The following is a 26,154-nucleotide window of genomic DNA, read 5'->3' on the forward strand; positions in this document are numbered from 1 at the left end:
ATGGGTGCGGGTCAGGCGGACAGGCTGACCGCATCGATGACTCGGGCCGAGGCCGCGCCGTCGTCGAGGGGCGCGAACTCAGCGACGAACCTATCGTGCGCGGCGCCCCACGCGGACCAGTGGTCGGCCCCCAGCGCGGCCACCAGCTCGGCCGTGTCCGCGCAGAGCGGACCGGGTGCCACGTCGACGAGGTCGCGGTAGAAGCCGCGGGTCTTCGACCCGTACAGCTCGAGGTCCGGGACCAGGAGGTAGATCGGCCGCCGCAGGACGCCGTAGTCGAACATGATCGACGAGTAGTCCGTGACCAGCGCGTCCGACGCGAGCATCAGCTCGTTCACGTCGGGGTGGTGCGTCACGTCGATCACGCCGTCCGGCAGCTCGCTCGACGAGCCCGCCGTGTTCGAGTGCCCGCGGTAGAGCACCACGGTGCGCGGACCGGCCGCGCGGCTCAGCTCGTCGAAGTCGAGGAACGCGACCCGGCCGTACCGGGCGCCCTCCTTGATGTTGTCGCGCCACGTCGGGGCGTACAGGAGCACCCGCGCGTCGTCCTGCAGGCCCAGCCGCTCGCGGACCGCCCGGCGCGTCGCGTCGGCGGTGCCGTCGACCAGCGAGTCGTTGCGCGGGTAGCCCTGGGTGACGATCAGGCCGTCGTAGCCGAACGCCCCCGGGAAGATCTCCGCGGAGTAGTCGTTCTGCGCGAGCAGGTAGTCCCAGCTCCGCGCCTCCTGCACCATGAGGCGGCGGTAGGTGATCGTGAGGTTCGCCCCGGGCACGTCGTTGCCGATGCGCTTCAGCGGCGTGCCGTGCCACGTCTGCAGGTAGGTCTGGTGCGCGCCCTTGCGGAAGTACCAGGGCCAGTTGTTGTTGTTGACGAGCACCGTGGCGCGCTCGAGCAGGTCGTACCAGGCCGTCGAGTAGCGCAGCACCGGGGTGGCCCACTCCGGGACCGGCGTCGACAGGCAGGCGACGGACCAGTACTGCGGGCGGGCGTCGCCGCGCCGGTGCAGCTCGCGGCTCAGCGCGAGCGGCGAGTCGCCGACGGTCCTGCCGCCGAACGACTCGAGCAGCACAGCGTCCAGCGGGGCCTGCTCGGCGCGGCGGTACCGCAGGTACAGGCGGTGCTGCGCCCGGCGGCTCCGCTCGCCGTCGTCGAGCGCCGTGCGCAGGCGCACGCTCACCGAGCCGATCTTCGGGGTCGCCGAGACCGACGCCGACACGACCCCGTCCGTGAGCTCGAGCTGCAGCGAGCGGACCAGGCGCGCCGCCGCGCGCGGCCGCATCACGACGTCGCCCACCGACAGGACCATCACGAAGCTCACCGACCTCGAGAGCGTGCTGCCGACCGCGTCGGTGACCGGGAGCAGGACGTCGAACGCGCCGTCGGCGTCGAGGTCGAGGCGGACCTCGCTGCCGGCGGCGACCTCGTGCCACAGCGCGAGCGTCAGCTGCTCGCGGGGCAGCTCCTTGGACAGGGACGCCCAGCCGCGCACGCGCAGGCCGTCGCGGCCGAGGCTCAGCTCCTCGATCTCTCCTAGCACCGGGCCGGTCTGCGCGACCACGTTCCCGAACCGCGTCGCCGCCGGGAGCACGCTGGTGCCGGTGACCGGCTCGAGGGTGCTGCTCGGCGCGGCCCACGAGAACCGGAGCTCGCGGCCACCCCCGGCGGGGCGGGCGGCGAAGACCCACGTCCGCAGGCCCTCCGTCGTGAGCGCCTCGGGCAGCGTGAAGGCGAAGACCTCGCGCCCCTCCTCCTGCTGCCGCACCCCGGGCACGGTCCACGTCCCGGCCCGCGCCACGCAGCTGCGGACCTCCGGCGCGCCCGCCGCCAGGACGAGCTCCACGCGGCGGCCCGACACGCGGAGGTCCTCGACGGGCACCCGGGCGGGGGTCGTGCGGCGCAGCTCCAGGGCGTCCGTCCCGGACGGCGCGTCCACGAACCACCGACCGTCGGCGTCCAGCCGGCCGAAGGTCGGGAGCCGTCCCCCGGTGCGCGGGTCCGGCACGGGCAGCGGGGCGACGCGCTCGACGCCCTCCACGCGCACCCCGACCTCGAGGCGGTACGGCGGCGAGACCAGCTCGGAGAGGTCGAACCGCGCCCGGAACCCGGACGCCGCGTGGTCGTTCCACGGGTCGACCGCGCGCATGTCGATGGTCTCGTCGGCGAAGCGCTCGACCCGCCCCGGCACGCGGCGGCCGTCCTCGGGGACCGCGTCCACGGTGATCTCGCTGCACGTGCCCGCGAGGTCGACGTACGCGAGGTACGCGCTCCCCTCCACGGTGAGCGACCCGTCGTCGTCCAGCGCGATGTCGGCCACGCGGCCCACGATCTCGGCGTCCGGGTCCAGGTCGTCCACGACGCCGTCCGGGCGCAGCTCCAGGCCCTCCAGGTAGTCCGCGCCGAGGGTCACGTGACCGTCGGCGGCGACGCCGTGCACCTTCCACGTCATCGACTCCCGGCGGGCGACGAGCTCGACCACGTCGTCCCGCAGGCCGTGGTACGCCGCCGCCGCGAGCAGCCGGTCGTAGATCGGCACCTCCCGCAGGCGCTCGTACCCCGCCATGCCGAGGAACCCCTGCACCTCCGCGCGGAGGAAGTCCCAGTACTCGTCGCCGGTGCGCGGCACCTGCTCGTAGTAGAGGCGCATGTCGAAGCCGACGACCTTCGCCTCCCACGCCTGCCGCACCGAGGTGGGTGCGTCGCGCATCACCTCGTGCAGCTCGTCGAGCATCCGCCAGCGGCCGGTGAGGTCCCGCATCGTCGACTTCTGCTGCGTGATCGACGACTCGTCGTCGCGGATCCGCCAGAAGCAGACCACGTCCTCGACGATGTCGAACCGGCCGTGCAGGTACGCCTTCGCGGACGGCACCTGGTCCTCGTAGAGGCCGTCCGGGAAGCCGCCGACGACGCGGCGGAAGTACTCCGCGCGGAACAGCTTCGTCCACGCGAAGACGTTCTTGAGCGCGTCCGGCTCCTCGGCGATCGTCACGCCGGTGCGCGTCCGGTCGTGGAGCTTGCGCGCCCACGGGGGCATGTGCCGGCCGCCCGAGGTGTCCCGCAGCAGCGAGCCGACCGCGAAGTCGGACCCGCTGCGCGTCAGCGACGTCAGCATGACCTCGACGGCGTTCGGCGGCACCGTGTCGTCCGAGTCGACGAAGCACAGCATCTCGCCGCGCGCGTTCCGCACGCCCGTGTTCCGCGCCGCGCCCAGTCCGCCGTTCTCCTGCCGCACGATCCGGACGCGACGGTCGCGCGCGGCGATCGCGCGGACCACCGAGATCGAGTCGTCGGGCGACCCGTCGTCGACGACGACGACCTCGAGCCTGCGGTGCGTCTGGGCGAGGATCGACTCGAGGCACTCGCCGACGTACCGCTCGACGTTGTACACCGGCACGATGACGGACACGAGCGTCCGGCGACCCGGGCGACGCAGCTCGGTCACCCGCGCCCGCCAGGAGGCGGGCAGGCGGCGGTAGGTGGACCGCAGGAAGTTCGAAAGCACGGTGGTCATCAACTCGCGATCAGGCGCAGGACGGGAGACCCGGGAGGATCGGGAGGGCTCCCGGGTTCAGGAGGAGTGCGGGAGGGCGCCGACCATCCCCGCCGCGACGGTCTTGTTCGTGGCCTCGTCCACCAGGATGAACGCACCCGTACGGCGGTTCTGGCGGTACGAGTCGACGAAGAGCGGCTTGGTGACGCGCAGCTGGATGCGACCGATCTCGTTGAGCCGGATCTCGGTGGCGTCCTCGTCGCGGTGCAGCGTGTTCACGTCCACGCGGTACTTGACGTCCTTGACCATCGCGCGCGCCCAGCTGGTGGTGTGCTTGATGGCGTACTTCTTGCCCTGCACCAGCGGCGCGGACTCGTCCATCCAGCAGATCTGGGCGTCGATGTCCTGCAGCGCGGCCGGGCTGTTGTTCGGGCGGCAGATCATGTCGCCGCGCGAGATGTCGATCTCGTCGGCGAGCCGGACGGTGACCGACATGGGCGGGAACGCCTCGGCGACCGGCCCGTCCGCGGTGTCGATGCCCTCGATGGTGGTCTCCAGCCCGGAGGGCAGCACGCGCACGGTGTCACCCGGCTTGAGCACGCCGCTCGCGACCGTGCCGGCGTACCCGCGGTAGTCCCGCGCGTCGTGCGACTGCGGCCGGATCACGTACTGCACCGGGAACCGCACGTCCTGCAGGTTGCGGTCGCTGGCGACGTGGAGCGACTCGAGGTGGCTCAGCAGCGGCCGGCCGTCGAACCACGGCGTGTTCTCGCTGCGGTTCACGACGTTGTCGCCGACGAGGGCGGAGATCGGGACGAACGTCAGGTCGGGCACGTTGAGGCGCGAGGCGAAGTCCGTGAACTCCCGGCGGATGTTCTCGAACACCTCCTCGGAGTAGTCCACGAGGTCCATCTTGTTGACGCACACCACGATGTGCGGCACGCCCAGGAGCGTCGCGAGGAACGTGTGGCGGCGGCTCTGCTCGATGACGCCCTTGCGCGCGTCGACGAGGATGAGCGCGACGTCGGCCGTCGAGGCGCCGGTGACCATGTTCCGCGTGTACTGGATGTGGCCGGGGGTGTCCGCGATGATGAACTTGCGCTTGGGCGTCGCGAAGTAGCGGTACGCCACGTCGATGGTGATGCCCTGCTCGCGCTCGGCGCGCAGGCCGTCGGTGAGCAGCGCGAGGTCCGTGTAGTCGTTCCCGCGGTCCTTGCTCACCTGCTCGACCGACTCGAGCTGGTCCTCGAAGATCGTCTTCGAGTCGAACAGCAGCCGCCCGATGAGGGTGCTCTTGCCGTCGTCCACGGAGCCCGCCGTGGCGAAGCGCAGCAGGTCGGCCGACGTGTCGATCGCCTGCTGGGAGGCGGCGGACGGGGTCTGGGTCTCGGTGCTCATGGCTTAGAAGTAGCCCTCTCGCTTGCGGTCCTCCATCGCGGCCTCGCTAACCTTGTCGTCGCCACGGGTGGCGCCGCGCTCGGTGAGACGCACGGCGGCGACCTCCTCGACGATCTCCGCGCGGGTCGACGCCGTCGACGCGACGGCGGCCGTGAGGTTCGCGTCCCCCACCGTGCGGTAGCGCACGGAGCGCACCTCGGACGTCTCGCCGTCCTTGAGCGGCGTGAACTCGTTGACGGCGAACAGCATGCCGCCCCGGTCCACGACCTCGCGCTCGGCGGCGAAGTACAGGTCGGGGAGGTCGATCTCCTCCGCCTCGATGTAGGCCCAGATGTCGAGCTCGGTCCAGTTGGACAGCGGGAACACGCGGATCGACTCGCCCTGGTGGACGCGCCCGTTGTACAGGTCCCAGATCTCGGGCCGCTGGTTCTTGGGGTCCCACTGGCCGAAGTCGTCCCGGAAGGAGAACACACGCTCCTTGGCGCGCGCCTTCTCCTCGTCGCGACGCCCGCCGCCGAACAGCGCGTCGAAGCCGTTCTTCTCCGCGGCCTCCAGCAGGACCGGGGTCTGGATGCGGTTGCGGGAGCCGTTGGGCTCCTCCTGCACCAGGCCGCGGTCGATCGCGTCCTGCACGGACGCCACGACGAGCTGGATGCCGAGCTTCTCGACCCAGCGGTCGCGCGTCTCGAGCACGGACGGGAAGTTCAGGCCCGTGTCCACGTGCATGATCGGGAACGGGATCCGCGCCGGCGCGAACGCCTTGGCGGCGAGGTGGAGCATGACGATGGAGTCCTTGCCGCCCGAGAAGAGCAGACAGGGGCGCTGCATCTCGGCCACCACCTCGCGGATGATGTGGATGCTCTCCGCTTCGAGGCTGCGGAGCTGGCTCAGGACGTGGGACGTCACGACTGGGCACCTTCCTTGATGTCGACCCCGACCGAGGTCAGCGCCGCGCGCAGGCGCGACGCCACGGCCGGGTGGCAGACGAAGAGATCGGGGAGCCAGGGGTTCTGGCGGTTGTACTCGAGCGCGGTGCCGTCCAGGCGGGTGCAGTCCAGGCCCGCGGCGAGGGCGACGGCCACGGGCGCCGCGGAGTCCCACTCGTACTGGCCGCCGCCGTGCACGTACGCGTCGACGGTGCCGTCGACGACGGCGACCACCTTCACGCCGGCCGAGCCCATCGGCACGAGCTCGACGTCGCCGCGGGCGGCGAGGTCGCGCACGAACTCCGGCGGGCGGCTGCGGCTCGCGGCGAGGCGCAGCGGGCGGGCGCCGGCGGGCACCTGGTCGGCGCCCGACGGCTCGGCGCCGACGGACACGGTGCTGAGGACGGCGTCGCGCGCCGGCAGCCCGACGGCCCCGGCCGTGAGCCCGTCGGCGCGGCCGGAGCCGCGCTCCCACAGGGCCACGTGGACCGCGAAGTCGTCGCGCCAGGCGCCGGCCCGCTCGCCGTCGGCGTACCGCTCGGCGAACTCGCGCGTGCCGTCGAGCGGGTCGATGATCCAGACGCGGTCCGCGGTGGCGCGGGCCCCGACGTCCTTCGCCTCCTCGGAGAGGACGGCGTCGCCGGGGCGGGCGTGCGCGAGGGCCCCCGCGAGCCAGGCCTGGCTCGCGGCGTCGCCGGCGTCCTTGAGCTCGGCGGCGACGAAGCCGCCGCCGGCGGAGTCCACCTCGGCCCGCAGGCCGAGCAGCACCTCGCCCGCACCGCGGGCGAGCGCGACCGCGAGATCGCCGTCGGGCAGCACCGGGTCCGGGTAGGACGGGCTGGACTGCGGCATGCGGCTCCTCGGCAGGCGGCTCTGGGACGGCGGCCCGAAGGGGCCGCGGCCGAGGCTACCATTCCGGGAATGGAGTCCCGCGGGAGCGTTCGCGACGGCGAAATTCGTTGTATCCGATAGGAATGGTGCCCCTTTGAGCGTCGATCTCCCGCTGGTCCTCGGCGGCCTGGTCGTGGGCTTCGTCGTGGGCCTCACCGGGATGGGCGGGGGCGCCCTCATGACGCCGATGCTCATCTTCGTGTTCCGCGTGGACCCGCTCACCGCCGTGTCCTCCGACGTCGTGGCCAGCCTGTTCATGAAGCCGGCCGGCGCGATCGTGCACCTGCGGCGACGCACCGTGAACTTGCAGCTCGTCCTCTGGCTCTGCATCGGCTCCGTACCGGCGGCCTTCTCCGGCGCGCTCCTCATCCGCTACCTGCCCTTCGGCGACGGCTTCGACGAGGTCCTCAAGAAGGTGCTCGGCGTCGCCCTGCTGATCGCCTCCGCCGGCCTGGTCGTGCGCGCCGTGCTCGGCATGCTCCAGCGCCGCACGGCGCTCGGCGAGGGGCCCGCCGAGCCCACCAGCCCGGACGTCGCCGTGCGCAAGGTCCCCACCGTGATCCTCGGCGCCGTCGCCGGGCTCATGGTGGGCCTCACCTCGGTGGGTGCCGGGTCGATCATCATCGTGGTGCTGCTGCTGCTCTACCCCGCACTCAAGGCCTCGCAGCTCGTGGGCACGGACCTCGTGCAGGCCGTCCCGCTCGTCGCCGCCGCGTCCCTCGGCCACATCCTCTACGGGGACTTCGAGCTCGGGCTCACGACCTCGCTGCTCATCGGCGCGATCCCCGGAGCCTGGTTCGGCGCGCACGTCTCCAGCCGCGCGCCCGGCGGCATCATCCGCCGCGCGCTCGCGATCCTCCTGCTCGCCTCGGGCCTCAAGCTGCTGGGCGCCTCGCTGGGCGTCGTCGTCGCGGCCGCCGTCGGCGCCCTCGTCGTCGGCAACCTGCTGTGGGTCGTGGTGCGCGAGCGCCTCAAGAAGCTCCCGCCGCGGCCCCTCCCCCTCGGGACCGTCCCGGCCCCCGAACCCGAGCCCGAGCCCGCACCGAAGGACGCCACCCCCTCACCATGACCACGCCCGACGCCGTGCCCGCCGACCTGCCCACCGCCACGCACGTCCTGGCCCCCGACGAGCTGGACCTGCTCGAGCTCGCCCTCGGCGGCGGCGCGGCGTGGACCCCGCCGGCGGGCCTCCCCGCCGGGCCCGTGACGCTCACCGACGCCGAGAACACGCCCCTCGCCGTCGTCGGGGACGGAGCGGCGCCGCACGCGGTGAAGCCGTTCGCCCGCGCCGCCGGCCCGCACTGGGACCCCGCCCTGCGCCGCACCGCCGAGGACGTCCGCCCGGGCGCGGCGGGCTCCCTCGCCGTCGTCGTCGCCGAGCCGCCCACGCGGTCCGAGCTCGCCGCCCTGCCGGGCCTGGCCGCCGGCGCCGACGCCGTGCTGGTCCTGGTGCCGGCGTCCCGCCGCTCCCCCGCCGCGGGGCACGTGGGCGCGCCCGGCCTCGTCCGCGTCGCGCACGACCTGGCGGAGCGGGTGCGCGCGACCGGCCGCGCCGCCGACGTCGTCGTGGTCCCCTGGCCGGCGACCGCCCCCGACGCGCTGCGCTGGCCCGAGGTCGCCGCCCGCTACGGTGCCGCGCGCGCCGAGGTGCTCGCCGACCACCGCTCGCCCGCCGAGCGCGCGCGCGTCGACCGGCTCGGTGCGCTCTGGTCCGACGAGGTCGGCGCGCTCTACGCCGAACCCGCCGCCGGCGAGCTGGCCCGCGCGGCGCGGACCGCGCGCCGGCGCGGCGCCGTCGTCTTCTTCACGGGGCTGTCCGGCTCCGGCAAGTCGACCGTGGCCCGCGCCCTCGCGGCCGAGCTCGACGACGAGGGCCTGCACACCACGCTGCTCGACGGGGACGAGGTGCGCCACCACCTGTCCAAGGGGCTCGGCTTCGACAAGGCCTCGCGCGAGCTGAACGTGGAGCGCATCGGCTACGTCGCCTCCCTCGTGTCGTCCCACGGCGGCGTGGCCGTGGCGGCCCCCATCGCGCCGTTCGCCTCCGGCCGCGCCCGGGTCCGCGCGCTGGCCGAGGCCGCAGGCACGTTCCTGCTGGTGCACGTCAGCACGCCCCTGGAGGTCTGCGAGGCCCGCGACCGCAAGGGCCTCTACGCCCGGGCACGCCGCGGCGAGATCCCCGAGTTCACCGGGATCTCCTCGCCCTACGAGGAGCCCACCGACGCCGACCTCGTCCTCGACACGTCCCGGGTCGACGTCGCCGACGCCGTCGCTCGGGTCCGCGCCGCGCTCGCCGAGCGCCTGGGCTGAGCGCGGGGCCGACCGGCCCGGACATGCAGCGAGCCCGCCGGGACCTGGGTCCCGGCGGGCTCGCCGCGTGCGGAGGTCAGTCCTGCGGCTTCTTCTTGCGCCGCGCGCGCGGACCGACGCCGCCGGCCCGGCCGGAGGAGTTCGCGGCGCGGTGGGCGCGCACGAACTGCCGGTAGTGCTCGAGGACCTCGTCGGTCGGCCCGTCCATGACGAGCTCGCCCTGGTGCACCCACAGCACGCGGGTGCACATCGCCTCGATCGTGGTGACCGAGTGGCTGACCAGGAAGATCGTGCCGGCGTTCTTGCGCACCTCGTCGATGCGCGCCTTGGAGCGGGCCTTGAACGCGGCGTCGCCCGTGGCCAGCGCCTCGTCGATCATGAGGATGTCCGGCGTCGCGGCGGACGAGATCGCGAACCGCAGCCGCGCCCCCATGCCCGACGAGTAGGTCTTCATCGGCATGTAGACGAAGTCGCCGATGTCGGCGAACTCCACCACCTCGTCGAAGCGCTCCTCGACCTGCTTGGGCGTCAGCCCGAGCGCGAGGCCGCCGATCCAGATGTTCCGCTCGCCCGACAGCTGCGGCATGAGGGCGGCGTTGACGCCGAGCAGCGCCGGGTCGCCCGCGACGTGCACGGAGCCGGAGTGGGGTGGGATCAGGCCGGTGATCGCCCGCAGCAGGGTGCTCTTGCCGGACCCGTTGATGCCGACGATGCCGATGGCTTCGCCGTGGCGCGCCACGAACGAGATGCCGCGCACCGCGTGCACCTCGCTCACGGCGCCCACGTGCTGCGACGTCGAGCTCACAAGGCGCCGCAGGAAGGAGCGCTTGGGCGCTGCTGCCTCGCGCACGGTCGCGCCGCCCTTGGCGGCCACCTGCTTCGCCTTGCCGCCGAACACGCGGTAGACGATGTGCAGGTCGTCGACGACGAGGACCGGGTCGCCGAGGGTCGCCACCGGCTTGGGCCCCTCGAGGTCCTCCGGCTCGAACTCCTCGTCGAGGTCCACGTCGAGGTGCAGATCGGACTCAGTCACGGCCGTACCGCTCCTCTCCACGCCAGAACACGACGAACCCGACGGCGAACGCCACGACCGCCCACCCGGCGGCCCAGGCCCACATCACCGGGTCCTGGGGGATGGTCGGCTCCTGGGTCAGGATGGAGCGTGCCACGTACAGGTACACCGCGATGGGCTGATACTCGAGGATCGGCCCGATGATCGCCTGCGTCGTCGCCGGGAGGTCCTTCACGTAGTGCATCACCGGGAAGATGACGCCCGACGCGTACATCACGAGCCGCAGCACGAAGCCGATGATGTTGTCGAGGTCCGGCGTGATCGCCACCGCCCGGGCCACGACGAACGCGACGCCCGTGTTGAAGATCCACAGCAGCGCGATGATGGCCGGCAGCAGCAGCCAGCTCCAGGTCACGTGCACCATCTCGTACTTCGGCAGCAGCCCGCTGAGCAGCACGATCGCGCACATCACCAGCAGCGCCGGGACCAGCGTCGTCAGCAGGGAGACCACCTGGGCGATGGGCAGCACGGCGCGCGGGAAGTGCAGGGACCGGATGAGGTTCGACTTCTGCGCGATCGACCGCGACCCGGCATGCACCGACTGCTCGAAGAACCGGTACAGGAACGTCCCGATCACGATGAACGCGATCGAGTTCAGGACGCCCCTGCTCGTACCGAGCAGGATGCCGAAGATCAGCACGTAGACGATCGCGTTAAGGATCGGGTTGAGGACGGCCCACAGCTGACCGAGGTAGTTGTTCTGGTTCTTGGAGTAGGCGGTCGCGGTGCCGAGCACGCGGATGAACGCCCAGCGGGAGGCGACGTCCTTGATGTACCGGCCGAGCGGCGGGCGCACGCCCATGGCGTGCAGCCCGTACTGCTCCGCGAGAGCGAGGCGCTCCTGCGAGGTGGTGTCGGGCACGATCGGATCCGGAGGGCGGAGTGCGTCTCGCCCCGGCCCCGGCTTCCCGCGGTCACCCGATGCGGCGCCCGTGGTGGTGTCGGTGGTCACGTAGCTTGCATACCCGTCTTCTAGGTACGGCCTTCTAGGTACGGCCTGCGGCTGACAGGCCCCGTCGATAGTACAGCCGTGATGCACCCCCACCTTCCTCCGGCGTGAACCCGCAGCAGGCCCGGGGCACTCTGGAATACTCGGGGCATCGCCGGGGCGCTCCCCCGGTCCCGCCTCCAGGAAGGCGCGCCGATGCCGCACGTCAGCGCCCCGCAGCCCGCCCTCCCGCAGCGTGTCCGCCGGGCCCTCGCCCGCGGCCTGCTGAGCGCGGGAGCCCGGGCCAAGCGAGCCGTGAGCAGGGCCGCCGGGGACGAGCCGCCCGAGCTCTCCCCCGCGCTCGAGGGCCTGCCGCCGTACCCCGTCGTCGCCTACTTCGCCGACACGCCCCTGCAGGCCTATCAGCTGCGGCAGTGGCTGCCCGTGCTCGAGCGCGTCGCCGAGCGGCACCCGCTGGCCGTCGTCACCCGCCAGTGGGACCTCACCGAGCAGCTGCGGGCCGCCACCGACCTCCCCGTGCTCTTCGCGCTCGAGCTCGACGGCCTGCGCCGCCTCTACGAGCAGATCGACGTCAAGGTCGTGGTCTACGTCAACAACGGCTGGCGCAACTTCCAATCGCTGATCTACCAGCGGGCCCTGCACGTGCACGTCAACCACGGCGAGTCCGACAAGATCTCGATGGTCTCGAACCAGGCGAAGGCCTACGACCACGTCGTCGTCGCCGGCAGGGCGGCGGTCGAGCGGCACCGCCGCGCGCTCATCAACTTCGACCTCGACCGTCTCGTCGTCTGCGGGCGCCCCCAGCTCGACCTCGACGTCGCCCCGACGCTCGACCCGCTGCCCGGTCGGCGCACCGTGCTCTACGCCCCGACCTGGTCCGGCGAGGACGACGCCAACAACTACACCTCCGTGGACCGGTACGGCGTCGCGGTGGTGCGCGCGCTGCTCGACCGTCCCGACGTCCGCGTCGTCTACAAGCCGCACCCCCGGGTGCTCACCGCCGAGGACCGTGGGGTCGCCACCGCGCACGCCGAGATCGTCCGTCTCCTCGCCGCCGCGGGCCCGCCGCACCTGCGGCCGCTCAAGTCCGACGTCCTCGGCCTGTACGGGGCCACCGACCTCCTCGTCACCGACATCTCGGCGGTCGGGCTCGACTTCCTCTACCTGCGGCCCGACGCGCCCCTCGTCCTCACCGACCGGCGCACCGATCGCGCCCGGCTGGTCGCCGAGGCACCGCTCGCCGGAGCCGTGGACGTCGTCGACGGCGACACGGTCGGCGACCTCGCGGGGCTGCTGGCCAAGAACCTCGCCGCGGACCCCCGCCACGACGACCGGGCGCGCCTGCGCGACCACTACTTCGGCCTCGCCCGCGGGGAGAGCAGCCGGCGGTTCCTCGAGTTCGTCGACGACTGCGTGGCCCGCCGCGACGCGCTGGTCGCCCCGCTCCCCGGGCAGGGCCCGGCGTGAGCGCCGTCAGCCCAGCGCCGGCGGCTGCTCCGCGGCCTTGATCCGTGCGACCTCGCGGTCGCGGACGTCCATGAGGCGCTCGCACGCGGCGACGAACCGGCGCGTGGAGGCGCCCGGAGCCGTGTCGCCGAGGTAGTGCTCCCGCAGCGCGAGGCGCTGCGCACGCGTCGGGTCCTCCGTGAGCTCACGGTCCACGGTGGCCACCACGTCGCCGAGCGCCGACACCGGCAGCTCCGGGGCCAGCTCCAGGAGCGGGCTGGACGCGATGATCACGTCGCCCACGGGGCGCGTCACGACGATCGGCTCCCCCGTGGCGAGCCAGTCCATGGCGACCCCGGAGACGTCGCAGACCAGCAGGTCGGCGGCGGCGAAGGCCGGCGCGACGTCGCCGTGGGTGTCGGTGCCGTGCCCGGGTCCCTCCGCGGGCGCCGGCGCGGCCGCGAGGTACTCGCGGATCGCCTTGTCCGCCTCGCCGTACGCCGCGACGCGGACGCCGGTGAGCGGGTGCGGACGGTAGAGCACCCGGTAGCGACCGGACTCCACGAGGGCCCGCACGATCGCCGGCCCGTGCGTGGCGACCGACCCGTACTCGGCGGACGGCTGCCCGCCCTCCCACGTGGGCGCGTACAGGACCGTGGGGAGCGGGCCGCGCGGGGTCCGCGCACGCAGGCTCAGCTGGTCGTCCAGCTGGGGGCGGCCCACGGGCACGCAGCGGGCGTGCGCGTCGTACAGGGTGCTGAACCGCGCCATCCGCTCGACGGCGGCCTGCCCCGCGACGAAGGAGAAGTCGTACGCCTTGGTCTGGTTGGACACCGTGACCAGCTTGTCGCTGTCGCCGTGCATGAGCGACGCGTGCACCAGCTGCCCGAACCGCAGGCAGGTGAAGTTCTCCGGGTTGTGGTTCACGTACAGCGCGAGCTTGGTGGCCGAGCGGCCCAGGACGTCGTCGAGCGTCGTGTAGCGCGCGACCGTCCGCACGTCCAGGCCGCTGTCGTGGCGGATCGCGCGGGCCGTGCGGGAGTCCTGGGTGACGACGACCAGCGGGTGCTCGGCGTGCAGCGCGCGGAACGTGTCGTACCACTGCTCGATCTGGTAGAGCGCCTCGGGGGTGTCCGCGAAGTAGACCAGCACCTCGTAGGGCCACGACGTCCCGAGGAGCGCCTCGTCCTCGCCGAGCCCGTCCGGCATGCCACCGGGCAGCAGCCCCAGCCGGCGGACGACCCTGCCCCCCAGAGAACGGATCCGGCGCCGCAGCGTGGCGCCCCGGGGTGTGGCAGGCATGGGTCTCCAGAGACGTCGTCGGTCAGCGGGGGGCGCGTCGCAGCATACCGGCCACGCGCCGCAGGCTCCGCGGCCCCCGGGCCGCCGGGGGCCGGCGGGCCACGTCGTGCAGCACCTCGGCCCAGCGCGCGACGACGGCGGCGTCCGAGTAGCCCTGGGCCGTGGCGACCGCGGCCTCGCGCATCCGCCGCACGGCCTCGCCGTCCAGCGTGACGAACCGCTGGATCGCCGCCGCGAGCGCGTCGATGTCCCCGTCGGGCACGAGGAAGCCGTCGACGCCGTCGGTGACGATGTCCGAGGGCCCGTAGCGGATGTCGTAGGCGAGGGGCACGCAGCCGCGCGCCATCGCCTCCGCGAAGACCAGGGGCAGGCCCTCCGACCGGCTGGTGACCAGCAGGAACGACGCGTCGGCCAGCCGCTCGGCGGCACCCGGCACGAAGCCGTGCAGGGTCACGCCGGGCACCGCCGCGGCGCGCGCCTCGACCCGGGGGCGCATCGGCCCGTCCCCGTACACGTCGAGCGTCAGGCCGAGGCCGGCCCGGCGGGCGGCGCGCCCGGTCGCGGCGACCGCGTGCCCCACCCGCTTGCGTGCGTGCAGCGACGCGACGACGGCGCCGCGGTACCGGTCGGCGTGCTCGGGCAGGGGTCCGTGCGGGAGGTCGGTGCTGTTCGGCACCACGTGGGTGTGCGCGCGGTCGCCGACCCGGTCCACCACGTCCCGGCGCTGCGCGTCGGTCAGGAAGACCACGGCGTCGAGGTCGTCGAGGTGCTCGACGAGCGGCGTGCGGGCCACCGTGAGCGGGCCGTGCGCGTCGACGGCGCCCGCGGCCAGGTGCGCGCCGTGCACCACGTGCACGGTGCGGAGGTCCTCGCGGCCCGCGGCGGCGAAGAAGGTGACCAGCGACTTGCTGTCGACCACGACGAAGCGGGGCCCCGCGGGCAGCACCTCGTCGAGCCAGGACCGGTAGAGGGCCCAGACCGAGCCCCAGCGTCGCCCGCGGCGGCCGGCGCGGTCGTAGAGCGTCACGGAGCGGCCCCGCCCCGACCGCTCGTCGACGGCCGCCGGCGAGCCGTCCGACCGGAAGTGCAGGACGCGCGCCGCCTCGTCGCCGTCGCCCTCCGTCCGCACGCGCTCGCCCGGCGACCCGGTCGGCAGCGGCTCCCGGACCGCCCTGCGCGGGACGCCGAGGGCGTCGTCGGGGCGCAGGCACAGGTCGTGCCACACGTTGTGCAGGGTCATGCCCGGGACCAGCTCGCCCCGGTCCTCGAGCGTCGCCCGCGCGGCGTCGAGGTCGAGGTCGGGCGCGAACGTCAGGATCCGCACGGGCACGCCCGCCTCCTGCACGAACGCGCGCGACCGCCGCAGGAGCGCCGACGTCATGCCGCCGTAGTCGGCCGGGATCGTCCACGTCGCCGCGGCGTGGCTCCCCGGGGGGAGCAGGGTCGTCGGGTGTCCGGGGCGCGACGGCGGCACGCGATCATCGTAGGCAGCGGAGGCCTCCCCGGCCGGTCACCACTCCGGGGCAGGCCGGGGAAGCGACCACCACCCAACGTTCATCCCGCGGCCACGCCCGCGTCCCCCGCCCGTCGCCCGCCGCGGTGAGACTGGCCGCGTGACCGCGTTCGTCGAGTCCCCGCTCCAGCTGCTCTGCGCCGTCGAGGCGCACGCCGCCGGGCACGCCGGAGCCCGCACCCGCGTGCTGGCCCGTGCGGACGTCCCGGCCCTCACCGCAGGGATCGACGCCGTGCGCGCCCTCGGCCTGCCCGCCGGGCTGGACGTGGAGCCCGCGCCGGCGCCGCGCCGCCTGCCCGAGGACACCGTGGTGGTGGGCGACCCGTTCTCCGGGGCGTTCCAGGCCGCGCTGCTGCGGGCGCCCCGCCCGCCGGAGCGCCTGGTCGTCGTCGACGACGGGCTCGCGACGCTCGACCTGGTGCGCCGGGTGCTCACCGGCTCCCCGCTCGTGCGCCTCACGGCGCCGCCCGACCCGCTGCGCTACGGCCTCGGGGCGCTCGCCGCGCGCCGGCTGCGCCGCGTCGTCGCCGCCGGGCGGCTCACCCTGTGCACCACGATCCCGCTCGACGACGACGCGCTCGTGGGGCTTCGGGGGCTCGGCGTCGACGTGCGCCCGCACGACTTCGCCTGGCTGCGCTCGCGCCCGCAGCGCAACGCCCCCGACGAGGCGACGGTCGTCGTCGGGTCGGCCCTGGTGGCCGACGGCCTCGTGCACGCCGACCGGTACGCCGCGTGGGTGCGCGGGATCGCCGCCGACGGCCCCGTGCGCTACGTGCCGCACCGCCGCCACGACCCCCTGGTGGCCGCGCTGCTGGAGCGCCTGCCCGGCGTCACGGTGGACGAGCCCGGCGCCCCCGTCGAGATCCGCCTGCGCGGCCTGCGGCCCGGGCAGCGCACCGTGATGCTGCCGTCGACGTCGGCGGTCACCCTGTCTCGCCTGCTCGCGCCCCGCGGCGTCGTCGTGGCGCCGCACGCCGTGCCGGACGCCTGGTGGACCGACCGCGCCACGCCCGAGCTGCGCCGCCACCTCGGCCGCACGCACGCGCTGGCGACCCGCGCGGCCGCGGAGTCGGCCGCGTCGGGCGCGTCCGGCGTGTCCGCCCGGGGCACGGCCGCGGGCCCGCTGCGCCCGGGCCGGCCGGCGTCGGTCGCGTCGCGCGCATGACGCTCGCCCGCCCGCTCCCCCGCACCCACCGCCGCGACCGCGGGCCCGCCGTCCCGCCGCCGGGCGACCGCCGGGCGCCGCGCGTGCTCGCCGTCGCCGACTCCGACTCCTACCTCAAGTGGGGCGTCTGGACCTTGGCCCGCCTGCGCGACGACCCCGGCGGCGACGGTGCGGACGGTCTGCGCCTCTCCGCCGTGGTGGTGCGCTCCCCCATCGCCCCGACGGCGGGCCAGTCGGCCGCGGCCGTCAGCGGGACGGGCGTCGGGCGCCCGCCGGTGCTGGGGCCGCGCGCGCTGCGCCGGCTGGTGCGCCGCGCGCGGCCCGACGTCGTGCTCGTGGCCGCCACCGGGCCGGTGGCGGAGGTCGTGGCCGCGCAGGTGGTCCGGGCGCTGCCCGCCGGCCGCCGCCCCGCCCTGCTGGCCGGGCTGCCCGGCATGGCCCTGCCGGCCACGCCGCAGGGCACCGGCTGGCGCCGCTGGTGCGACGCGTTCCTCGTGCACGCCCGCGTGGAGGCCGCCCCGTACGTCGAGGCGTTCGCCCGCCAGGGCGCGCGGCCCGACCTCGTGCTCACCCGGCTCCCGTTCCTCGACGAGGCCGCGCCGCGCCGCGCGCCCGCCGCCCCCGTGCGACGGGTCGTGCTCGCGGCGCAGGCCAAGGTGCCCGCCACCCGCGCCGACCGCGTCGCGCTGCTCGACGGGCTCGCCGGCCTCGCGGCGGAGGGGCTGGAGGTCGTCGTCAAGCTGCGCGCCCGCGCGGGCGAGCGCCAGACCCACAACGAGGCCCACCCCCTCGACGCGCTCTGGGCCGCCGAGCACGCGGGCCTCGGGCACGCCGCCGGCGCCGTCTCCTTCGCCACCGGCCCCATGGCCGACCAGCTCACGCCGGGGACGGCGCTGCTCACCGTCAGCTCGACGGCGGGCCTGGAGTCGCTCGCGCGCGGCCTGCCCACGGTGTTCCTCGCCGACTTCGGCGTCGGCCCGGAGCAGCTCAACGAGCCGTTCGCGGCGTCGGGCTGCCTGCGCCGCCTGGACCACGTCGCCGCCACGCTCCGCGCCGGCGGCCCCACGCCCGACCCCGTGTGGAGCGACGAGCACTACCTGCACGCCGCGCCGTCGGGCCTGCCCGCCGCCGTGCACGACCTGGCCCGCCGCGCCCGCGCCGGCGACCTGCCACCGGTCCGGGTGCGCCCGTGGTCGTGGCCGCGGCACGCGTACACGGTGCTGCGCTCCGCGCTGCCCGTCGCCGTCGCCCAGCGCCTGACCCTCACCCGCTGACCCCCACGGCCCGCCCCGCCACGGCGCCGAACAGGCAGTTGACACCGTAATCCCTCCGGATTCCGGCCGATCACGGTGTCAACTGCCTGTTCGGCGTCCCGGGGCGGGGCGCTACGCGCGGTGGTCGGCCACCGCGCGGGCGGTGAGGCCGCGCACGAAGCCCGCGCCCCACGCCAGGTGCATCGTCACGACGACGGCGGGCAGCACCACGGCCTCGCGCAGGCCCAGCCGCGGGCGGCGGCCGGTGGCGTGCGCGCACGCGGCGACGACGCCCACCACGTAGGCCGCGGGCAGGGCCGCGCCGAGCGCGACGACCGCCGGCAGCGCGGCGAGCGCGCCCCCGGCCACGAGCAGCGCGGACGCGACGAGCCCGAGCACGAGGGCGGGCGGCGCGAGGTAGCGCACGCTCGCCGTGGACGGGTCGCGACGGATCACCTCGCGGCGCCACATGCCGGTGCGCCAGAACTGCTTGGCCACCGCGCGCAGCGTGCGCCGCGGGCGGTAGGTGACCTGCAGCGCGGGGTCGAACCACAGCAGCCCGCCCGCGCGGCGCAGCCGCAGGCACAGCTCCCAGTCCTCCGCGCGCACCAGGGACGGGTCGTACCCGCCGACGGCCTCGACCGCCGAGCGCCGGAACGCCCCCAGGTACACCGTCTCGGACGGGCCCGCCTCGCCGCCGACGTGGAACGACGCCGCGCCGATGCCCGCCGGGTGGCTCATCGCGCGCGCGGCCGCCCGCTGCAGGGTCGACGTCCCGACGGGGTGCATCAGCCCGCCGACCCCCACGGCGCCGGTGTGCTCGAGCGTCGCGACCGCGCGGGTCACGTAGTCGGCCGGAAGCACGGTGTGCCCGTCGACGCGCAGCAGCACCTGGTCGTCGCCGGCCGCGTGCTCGGTCGCGAGGTTGAGCCCGACGGAGCGTGAGCCCGTCGGGTTGTCCACGACCACGACGCGCGGGTCGGCCGCGGCGAGCTCCGCCGCGACCTGTGCCGTCGCGTCGTGGGACGGCCCGACGGCGAGCACCAGCCGCAGCGGGCCGCAGTAGTCCTGGACGAGGACGGACGCGACCGCCTCGGCCAGGTAGGCCTCCTCGTCGCGCACGCACGCGACGACGGCGACGCCGGGCGGCGCCTCCGTCCACCGCAGGGCGGACGGCCCGCCGCCCGGCCGATGAACGGGGGCCGCCGCCCGGTCGAGCTTCTCCACCGGTCGCGTCGGTCAGGCGTCGACGCGGCGCAGGCGCGACATCGGCGCGAGCTCGCCCGGCATGACGCGCTTGGTGCCGTCGCCCATCGCCTGCTCGAGGATGCGGACGTCGCGCACCAGGTTCGCGAGGCCCTTCGGCTCCAGCGACGCGGCGTGGTCCGAGCCCCACATCGCCCGGTCCAGCGTGATGTGCCGCTCGACGGCGACGGCGCCCAGCGCCACCGCGGCGAGCGAGATCTGCAGGCCCGTCTCGTGGCCGGAGTAGCCGACCGGCACGCCGTAGCGCTCCTGCAGCGTCGTGATCGTGCGCAGGTTCGCCTCCTCCGCCGGCAGCGGGTACGTCGAGGTGGCGTGCAGGATGACGAGCCCGTCGGTACCGAGGATCTCCACGGCGGAGTCGATCTGCTCGAGCGTCGACATGCCGGTCGACAGGATGAGCGGCTTGCCCGTGTCGGCCAGCGCCCGGAGCAGCTCGTGGTCGGTGACGGACGCCGACGCGATCTTGTGCGTCGGGACGCCGAACTCCTCGAGGAAGGCGACCGACGGCACGTCCCACGGCGACGCGAACCACTGGATGCCGCGCGACTTCGCGTACTGGTCCACCTCGGTGTACTGGTCGTGCTCGAACTCGACGCGGTACTTGTACTCGAGGTACGTCATCTCGCCCCACGGCGTCTGCCGGATCTTGTCCCGCTGGTCCTTCGGGGTGCTGATCTCCGGCGTGCGCTTCTGGAACTTCACGGCCTGGCAGCCGGCGGCCGCCGCGACGTCGATCAGCTGCTTGGCGATCTCGACGTCGCCGTTGTGGTTGATGCCGATCTCGCCGATGACGTACACCGGCTGGCCGGCGCCGACCTCGTGGTCGCCCACGCGGACGACGGGCTCCGCGGGACGCTCGGCGGCGGGGGTCGTGCTGGCGGTGCTGGTCACGGGGGTGTCCTTCCGATCGTGGAGCTCAGGGCTACGACGCGCGGTCGCGTCGGGACGGGCTGCGAGGATCCGCTCGCAGACCTCGCGGACGGCGCCGTGGCCGCCCGCACGGTCGAGGACGACGCGCGCGGCGGCGGCGACCTCGGGGTGGGCGTCGGCCACGGCCACGGGCCAGCCGACGACGGCGAGGGCGGGCAGGTCGTTGACGTCGTTGCCGACGTACGCGACCCGGCCCGGGTCGAGGCGGTTGACCGCGCACCAGTCGCGCAGCGCGGTGGCCTTGTCGTCGACGCCGTGCAGCACGTCGACGCCGAGCTTGCGGGCGCGGGCCGCCACCACCGGGTTGGTCTCGGTGGACAGGATCAGCAGGGGGACGCCGGCGCGCTTGAGGCGCGCGACGCCCATGCCGTCCCCGCGGTGCACGCGCACGGTCTCCGTGCCGTCCTGGGCCACGTAGGCGGCGTCGTCGGTGTGCACGCCGTCGAAGTCGGTCACCAGGGCGTCGACGTCGATCGGCGCGTCGGCCGGCGAGCCCGCGGGCGCGGCGCCCGGCTGGTCCAGCAGCGTGCGGGCCAGCCACAGGTCGCGGGGCTCGTCGATCTCCAGCGACCACTCGGCCGCCACCGGCTGCAGGCCCACCGACCCGAAGAAGCGGCTGCCCGCCTCGCGCAGCCCGGCCGTGCGCATCGCGTAGAACGCGCCGGTCTCGCGGAAGTGCGGAGCGCGGTCCTGCCGGCGTGGGCGGTGGTCGGTGCCGTGGCCCACGGGCGCCGGGCCGTCGTCGTCGAGCCGCCACTGGAAGTCGTGCGTGGGTGCCACCGCGACCACGACGTCGTGCGCGCCGTCGGCCACCCGGCGCACCGCGGCGTCCAGGTCGGCCGGGTCGACGAACGGCGACGTCGCCTGCAGCAGCACCGTGACGGCCGGGTCGGCCCCCTCGGCGCGCAGGGCGTCGAGCGCGTGCACGACGGCGGACTCGGAGCTGGCCGTGGCGCCCGCGATGTCGGCGGGGCGCCGGACGACCCGCGCCCCGTGCGTCGTCGCCTCGCGGGCGATCTCGTCGTGGTCGGTGGAGACCACCACGGCGGACACCGAGGGCGCCGCGAGCGCCGAGCGGACCGCCCTGGCGACGAGCGTCGTGCCGCCCACCCGCTGCAGGTTCTTCAGCGGGATGCCGGCCGAGCCGCCCCGGGCGGGGATCACGACGAGCGCACCTCGGTCGGGGTCTGACCCCGGGTGGATGTCGTTCATGGCGCCGACACTAAGAGCGCGACAAGGCGCGACCGACCCTTTCCGGCCAACTGTCGCCGAACATCAGGATGCCGTCAGGTGAACATTTCCGGAGCGTGTGCGGGAATGGTTCGCCGGCCTTTCTCCGTGCCCTTTCATGGGAGAAGTCATCGGGAGAAGTCCCCTGTCCGAGGAGGTCTCATGGACGCCCTGACCGCCCGCACGACGCTGCGTGCCACCCCCGCCGCCCGCGCACCGCGGGCCGGCGGCCTGCCCCTGCTGCCCCTCGACAACCCGGTGCGGGCGTACGACTGGGGATCGCCCACGCGCATCCCCGACCTGCTGGGACGCGAGCCCGACGGGACGCCCGCGGCCGAGCTGTGGCTCGGCGCGCACCCCGCAGCGCCGTCCCGGGTCCGCGCGCAGGGCGGCGCAGGGCGGCGCCTCGACGACCTGGTCGGCGCCGAGCCCCACGACGCCCTCGGCCGCCGCGTCGCCGACCGGTTCGGGCCACGCCTGCCGTTCCTGCTCAAGGTGCTCGCGGCCGACCGGGCCCTGTCGCTGCAGGTGCACCCCCGCCCGCACCTCGCCCGCGCGGGCTACCACCGCGAGACCCGCGACGGCCTGCCCGCCGGGCACCCGCGCAGGTCGTTCCACGACGACCAGCACAAGCCCGAGATGATCGTGGCGCTCAGCCCGTTCGAGGCCCTCGCCGGCTTCCGCAGCCCCCGCTCGGTGGCCGGCCTGCTGGACGGGCTCGACGGCGTCCTCGTGGACGCCGTGCGCGCCGCGCTCGCCGAGCGGCCGTCCACCGCCGGCGTGCGCTCCGCCACCGAGGCACTCGTGGCCGCGCGGCGCTCGCCGTCGTGCGCCGCGGACGTCGCCGCGGCCGTGGGGTCCGTCGCGCGCCGGCACCGGGCCACCGGCGGCTCGGGCCCGACCGCGCGCGCCGACGCCACCGTGCTCGACCTCGCCGAGCAGCACCCCGGTGACCCCGGCGCCCTCGTCTCCCTGCTCCTCAACCGCGTCACGCTGGAGCCCGGCGAGGCGATGTACGTGCCCGCCGGCGAGGTGCACGCCTACCTCAGCGGCTTCGGTGTCGAGGTCATGGCCGCGTCGGACAACGTGCTGCGCGCCGGGCTCACGACGAAGCACGTCGACGCCTCCGCCCTGCTCGAGTGCGCGTCGTTCGCCCCGCGCCCGCCGGCGCGCCCCGCCACGCTGGTGTCCGGCGGCGAGAGCGTCGTGGTCACCTACCGCGCCCCCGTCGAGGAGTTCGCGCTGACCTTCGCCGACGTCGTGCCCGGCGAGCCGGTGGCGCTCGCCGCCGACGGCCCCCGCGTCGTCCTCGCCCTCGACGGCGACGCGACGGTCCTCACCGGCTCCGGCGAGCTGCGGCTGCGCCGCGGCGAGTCGTGCTTCGTGCCCGACTCCGCCGGGCCGCTCACCGTCGACGGCGCCGCGCACGTCGTGTGCGCCTGGGTGCCCTGACCCGCCCACGGCCCACTGCCGGACTGCGACGGCGACACGCCGGGTTTGCCCCGGGCACCGGGGTCGCGGTTAGCCTGACCGGCGTCCGTGCACCGTCGCCGCTCCCGAGCCGTCGTCGCACGGCCCGCCCCGACCCCGACGCCCCCGGTGATCCCTGCGCATGACGACCCCCGTCCGAGACCACGCCGGCCCTGCCCCCGCACGCACCGCGGGAGGTGCCGGAGCCACGGACCGCTCCACCCCACGACGGTCGTTCCGGCCCGAGGTGCAGGCCCTGCGGGCGCTGGCGGTGGGGATGGTCGTCCTCTTCCACCTCTGGCCCGGCCGGGTACCCGGCGGCTACGTGGGCGTGGACGTCTTCTTCGTCATCTCCGGCTTCCTCATCACCGGCCACCTGCTGCGCGAGGCGGAGGCCACCGGCCGCGTCCGACTGGGACGGTTCTGGGCCCGCCGCGCCCGCCGCCTGCTGCCCGCCGCGTACCTCGTCCTCGCGGCCACCGTCGTCGCGACCCTCCTGCTGGCCCCTCACTCGCTGTGGCAGCAGTGGTTCCGCGAGACGCTCGGGGCCACGCTCTACGTCGAGAACTGGGTGCTCGCCGCCGACGCGGTCGACTACCTCGCCGCCGACGCCGACCCGTCGCCCGTCCAGCACTACTGGTCCCTGTCGACGGAGGAGCAGTTCTACCTGGTGTGGCCGCTGCTCGTGGTGGCCGCCGCCGCCGTCGCGGCCCGCACCGGCCGGACCACGCGCCGCACGACCGGCGTGCTGCTCGCCGTCGCGACGCTCGCCTCGTTCGCGGCGTCGCTGTGGCTCACCGCCACGGACCCGGCGCCCGCCTACTTCGCGACGACGACCCGCGCCTGGCAGTTCGGCGCGGGGGCGCTGCTCGCCCTGTGGCTCGCGCGGCCGGGCCGCCGCCCGGTGGGCGACGGCGTGCGGGTCGCGGCGAGCTGGGCCGGGCTCGCCGTCCTCGTCGCGTGCGCGCTCGGCTACGACGCCGGCACGCCGTTCCCCGGCACCGCCGCGATCGCGCCCGTGCTGGCGACCGTCGTGGTCATCGCCGCCGGGACGCCGTCGGGCCGACTCTCCCCCGCCGGCCTGTTCGCCTGGCGGCCCGTGCCGTACGCCGCGGAGATCTCCTACTCCCTGTACCTGTGGCACTGGCCGGCCATCGTGATCCTGCCGTTCGCGCTGGGGCACGAGGCCGGGCTGCTCGAGCGCGCCGTCCTGCTGGTCGGCGTCGTGCTGCTGGCCGACCTCAACAAGCGGTTCGTCGAGGATCCCGCCCGCTTCAGCCGGCGCTGGGACCTGCACCGCACCGGCCGCGCCCTCTCCCTCACCGTGGCCGGGGCGGCCGCGCTCGCCCTCGTCGCCGGCGGCGGCCTCGCCGTCGCGAAGCACCGCGTGCAGGGGCAGGAGGAGCTCGCGGCGAGCATCGTGGCCGACGAGCCCGCGTGCCTCGGGGCCGCGTCGATGGACCCGGAGCAGGCCTGCGACAACCCCGAGCTCGACGACGTCGTCGTCCCCGCGCCCGAGGCCGTGTCGCAGGACGTCGCCGAGCCGACCGACTGCTTCGTGGACAGTGACGAGTCCGCCCTCGAGGACTGCACGTTCGGCCCGGTCGACGACGACGACGTCCCGCACGTCGTGCTGGTCGGCGACTCGCACGCCCGCGCGATGATGCCGGCCTTCCGGGAGATGGTCGACCAGGGCCGGATCAGCCTGAGCGTGCAGCTCAAGTCCTCGTGCGCGTGGAGCGCGGGCCCGACGGACGCCGACGGGGAGCGCGCGCGCACCTGCGAGCGGTGGAAGGACCAGCTCGAGCCGTGGCTCGAGCGCCAGGCGCCCCGGACGGACGCCGTCGTCACGACCGGCTACCTCGACTACCTCTCCGGCGACGCAGCCGAGCAGGCCGACGACCTCGCCGAGGCGTGGGAGCCGGTCGCGGACGCGGGCGTCCCGATCGTCGCCCTCTCCGACAACCCGCAGCACGACCAGGAGCCGTCGCTCTGCCTCGACCGGACGCTCCGCAACGGCCCGGAGCAGTGCGGCGTGACCGAGAAGCAGGCGTTCCCCGACGCGCAGGTCTACGAGGACGCGGTCGCCGAGGTGCCGGGCGCGTCGTACGTCGACCTCACGGAGCTCTACTGCCAGGACGGCACCTGCCCCGCCGTCATCGGCGGCGTCAACGTGTACCGCGACACGCACCACCTGACGGCCACGTACACGCGCACCATGACGCCCTACGCCGCGCGCCCGCGCGGCCCCGCCGCCCCCCCCACTCCCCCCGCCCCCCCGCCGGCGGCGCCCATCTGTTTTTTTACCCTTTTCTGAGCGCTCAGAACGTGCACAACCACCTGTTCGGAAGCGTTGTCCACAGAGCAGCCTCGACCGGACCGGAACTTTGCTGGGATGACGACGTGCGTCTCCCGACCGAGCTCCCCACCACGCTCCTGGCGCTCGCAGCGGCGCAAGAGGGTCTGCTGAGCACCCAGCAGTGCGAACGGCAAGGGGTCAGCAGATCACGACGCGCCGGCTGGTTGCGGTCCGGCCGATGGCAGGTGGTGACCCGAGGCGTCGTCGACACCGTCCCTGTCGCCCCTCGACGTCGCACCCCCGCCGAGGTTCCGCGCGACGCGCTCCCTCCGTCCGTCCGCACCGATCTCGGGGCCGCGACCCGTCGGTCAGTCCGTGCGACGACGGCGGCGCACCGGGACCGTTCGCCGCGGGACCTGCTCTTCGACCACCTGAGACGCCGTGCGGCGTGGGTCGCGCTCCTCGCTTACGGGCCGGAATCGATGGCCGTCGGACAGTGCGCCCTCGCCCTCCTGGGGGTCGAAGGCCTGCCGCCCGTGATCCGGCCGGAGGCCGCCATGCCAGGTGCCTCGAAGCGGGCGCACCGGCCGGACGTCCTGCTCCGTCAGTTCGACGACGGACTGACCACCGTGGACTGGGGTGACCGGCGGACAGGCACGCGGCAGATCGCGTCTCCGGAGTGGGCGATCGCCCAGGCCGTCCCCGAGCTGCCGCCCGACCACGGCCTCGCCGTGCTGGACTCCGTCCTGCGCCTGGAGCTCGTGACGCGGGCGGGCGCGGCGCGCGCCCACGACCATGCCCGGGGCCGGCGCGGCGTCGCGCTCCGCCACGAGCTGTGGCATCACGCCGATCCGCGCGCCGAGTCCTGGCTCGAGTCGGCGGGACGGTGGCAGTGCATCGAGGAAGGCGTCCCCCCGGACGTCCTGCAGCTGCCTGTCGAGGGCCCCGGCGGTCGGTTGCTCGGGGTCGGCGACATGGCGTGGGACCTCGACGGCCGCGGGTGGCTCGTCGCCGAGATGGACGGCTACAACTGGCACGAGGGTGAGCAGCGGGCGGAGCGGCGCGACAGGGATCGCGACAACGCCTTCGCCGGAGTGCCCGGCGTCCACGTGCTGCGCTTCGACGCGCGGCACGTCAAGGCTCGAACCGTCGGACGTCAGGTGCGAGGCTTCCTCGCCTGGGCCGCACCGAACAGGCGGTTGCGCACGCTCTGAACGCTCGGAACGTGCGCAACCGCCTGTTCGGC

The 26,154-nt window shown here is 74.8% G+C and carries 18 protein-coding genes and 1 pseudogene; 8 read left to right on the forward strand and 11 right to left on the reverse strand.

Going from position 1 to position 26,154, the window contains the following annotated elements; genetic code table 11:
* Positions 1 to 11: 11 nt before the first annotated feature.
* From ACFU5J_RS16600 to ACFU5J_RS16615, 4 genes are read right to left on the reverse strand one after another with little or no spacing between them, the layout of a single operon-like run.
* Positions 12 to 3,509: a CDP-glycerol glycerophosphotransferase family protein gene (locus ACFU5J_RS16600; protein ID WP_430579459.1), complete on the reverse strand. Its 3,498-nt coding sequence runs from the start codon at positions 3,507 to 3,509 to the stop codon at positions 12 to 14.
* A 57-nt stretch (positions 3,510 to 3,566) separates the two neighbouring features.
* Positions 3,567 to 4,886: a sulfate adenylyltransferase subunit CysN gene (gene cysN / locus ACFU5J_RS16605; RefSeq protein ID WP_430579460.1), complete on the reverse strand. Its 1,320-nt coding sequence runs from the start codon at positions 4,884 to 4,886 to the stop codon at positions 3,567 to 3,569.
* Between the two features lie 3 nt (positions 4,887 to 4,889).
* Positions 4,890 to 5,792 (reverse strand): sulfate adenylyltransferase subunit CysD, encoded by a 903-nt coding sequence (gene cysD / locus ACFU5J_RS16610; RefSeq protein WP_430577164.1) that lies wholly within the window; start codon positions 5,790 to 5,792, stop codon positions 4,890 to 4,892.
* Entirely contained in the window at positions 5,789 to 6,664 is an 876-nt protein-coding gene (locus tag ACFU5J_RS16615; protein WP_430579461.1) for a 3'(2'),5'-bisphosphate nucleotidase CysQ, read from the reverse strand. Before ACFU5J_RS16615 ends, cysD begins: the two co-directional genes overlap by 4 nt.
* A gap of 133 nt (positions 6,665 to 6,797) precedes the next feature.
* On the opposite strand from ACFU5J_RS16615, the gene ACFU5J_RS16620 reads away from it, so the two are divergent.
* Both ACFU5J_RS16620 and cysC read left to right on the forward strand, forming a co-directional pair.
* Positions 6,798 to 7,772, forward strand: coding sequence for a sulfite exporter TauE/SafE family protein (locus ACFU5J_RS16620; protein ID WP_430579462.1), 975 nt, complete (start codon positions 6,798 to 6,800; stop codon positions 7,770 to 7,772).
* Positions 7,769 to 9,013: an adenylyl-sulfate kinase gene (gene cysC / locus ACFU5J_RS16625; protein ID WP_430579463.1), complete on the forward strand. Its 1,245-nt coding sequence runs from the start codon at positions 7,769 to 7,771 to the stop codon at positions 9,011 to 9,013. Before ACFU5J_RS16620 ends, cysC begins: the two co-directional genes overlap by 4 nt.
* A 76-nt stretch (positions 9,014 to 9,089) precedes the next feature.
* Here the strand turns inward: cysC and ACFU5J_RS16630 are convergent, their stop codons facing one another.
* Positions 9,090 to 10,046, reverse strand: a complete 957-nt coding sequence (locus tag ACFU5J_RS16630) for an ABC transporter ATP-binding protein (protein WP_430579464.1) — start codon at positions 10,044 to 10,046, stop codon at positions 9,090 to 9,092.
* Positions 10,039 to 10,947, reverse strand: coding sequence for an ABC transporter permease (locus ACFU5J_RS16635; RefSeq protein ID WP_430579465.1), 909 nt, complete (start codon positions 10,945 to 10,947; stop codon positions 10,039 to 10,041). Before ACFU5J_RS16635 ends, ACFU5J_RS16630 begins: the two co-directional genes overlap by 8 nt.
* 282 nt (positions 10,948 to 11,229) lie before the next feature.
* Here ACFU5J_RS16635 and ACFU5J_RS16640 point away from each other — a divergent pair, with 282 nt between their 5' ends.
* Positions 11,230 to 12,501 carry a CDP-glycerol glycerophosphotransferase family protein gene (locus ACFU5J_RS16640; protein WP_430579466.1) on the forward strand — a complete coding sequence of 424 codons (1,272 nt, stop codon included), beginning with the start codon at positions 11,230 to 11,232 and terminating at the stop codon, positions 12,499 to 12,501.
* Positions 12,502 to 12,507: 6 nt separating this feature from the next.
* Here the strand turns inward: ACFU5J_RS16640 and ACFU5J_RS16645 are convergent, their stop codons facing one another.
* Both ACFU5J_RS16645 and ACFU5J_RS16650 read right to left on the reverse strand, forming a co-directional pair.
* Positions 12,508 to 13,782, reverse strand: coding sequence for a CDP-glycerol glycerophosphotransferase family protein (locus tag ACFU5J_RS16645; protein WP_430579467.1), 1,275 nt, complete (start codon positions 13,780 to 13,782; stop codon positions 12,508 to 12,510).
* Positions 13,783 to 13,804: 22 nt separating this feature from the next.
* Entirely contained in the window at positions 13,805 to 15,256 is a 1,452-nt protein-coding gene (locus ACFU5J_RS16650; RefSeq protein WP_430577156.1) for a glycosyltransferase, read from the reverse strand.
* 139 nt (positions 15,257 to 15,395) lie between these two features.
* On the opposite strand from ACFU5J_RS16650, the gene ACFU5J_RS16655 reads away from it, so the two are divergent.
* Together ACFU5J_RS16655 and ACFU5J_RS16660 are read left to right on the forward strand one after the other, a co-directional pair.
* Entirely contained in the window at positions 15,396 to 16,460 is a 1,065-nt protein-coding gene (locus ACFU5J_RS16655; RefSeq protein WP_430579468.1) for a hypothetical protein, read from the forward strand.
* The gene (locus ACFU5J_RS16660; protein ID WP_430579469.1) at positions 16,457 to 17,734 is read left to right on the forward strand and encodes a DUF6716 putative glycosyltransferase; all 1,278 of its coding nucleotides are present in this window, start codon (positions 16,457 to 16,459) and stop codon (positions 17,732 to 17,734) included. Before ACFU5J_RS16655 ends, ACFU5J_RS16660 begins: the two co-directional genes overlap by 4 nt.
* Before the next feature lie 111 nt (positions 17,735 to 17,845).
* Here the strand turns inward: ACFU5J_RS16660 and ACFU5J_RS16665 are convergent, their stop codons facing one another.
* The 3 genes and pseudogenes from ACFU5J_RS16665 to ACFU5J_RS16675 all read right to left on the reverse strand — a co-directional run.
* The gene (locus ACFU5J_RS16665; protein WP_430579470.1) at positions 17,846 to 18,940 is read right to left on the reverse strand and encodes a glycosyltransferase family 2 protein; all 1,095 of its coding nucleotides are present in this window, start codon (positions 18,938 to 18,940) and stop codon (positions 17,846 to 17,848) included.
* A gap of 12 nt (positions 18,941 to 18,952) precedes the next feature.
* Positions 18,953 to 19,810 carry an N-acetylneuraminate synthase family protein gene (locus ACFU5J_RS16670; RefSeq protein ID WP_430579481.1) on the reverse strand — a complete coding sequence of 286 codons (858 nt, stop codon included), beginning with the start codon at positions 19,808 to 19,810 and terminating at the stop codon, positions 18,953 to 18,955.
* A gap of 171 nt (positions 19,811 to 19,981) precedes the next feature.
* Positions 19,982 to 21,121: pseudogene (locus tag ACFU5J_RS16675) on the reverse strand (cytidylyltransferase domain-containing protein); the annotation flags it as partial.
* Positions 21,122 to 21,301: 180 nt separating this feature from the next.
* Here ACFU5J_RS16675 and manA point away from each other — a divergent pair.
* The 3 genes from manA (at position 21,302) to ACFU5J_RS16690 (ending at position 26,122) form a co-directional block, all read left to right on the forward strand.
* Positions 21,302 to 22,591: a mannose-6-phosphate isomerase, class I gene (gene manA / locus ACFU5J_RS16680; protein ID WP_430579471.1), complete on the forward strand. Its 1,290-nt coding sequence runs from the start codon at positions 21,302 to 21,304 to the stop codon at positions 22,589 to 22,591.
* Between the two features lie 160 nt (positions 22,592 to 22,751).
* A complete protein-coding gene (locus ACFU5J_RS16685; protein ID WP_430579472.1) occupies positions 22,752 to 24,926 on the forward strand; it encodes an acyltransferase family protein in 2,175 nt (724 codons plus the stop codon).
* Positions 24,927 to 25,012: 86 nt separating this feature from the next.
* Positions 25,013 to 26,122, forward strand: coding sequence for a hypothetical protein (locus tag ACFU5J_RS16690; protein ID WP_430579473.1), 1,110 nt, complete (start codon positions 25,013 to 25,015; stop codon positions 26,120 to 26,122).
* Positions 26,123 to 26,154 lie beyond the last annotated feature (32 nt).

The sequence above is a fragment of the Isoptericola sp. NPDC057559 genome (assembly GCF_042801555.1).
Classification (GTDB): Bacteria; Actinomycetota; Actinomycetes; order Actinomycetales; family Cellulomonadaceae; genus Isoptericola.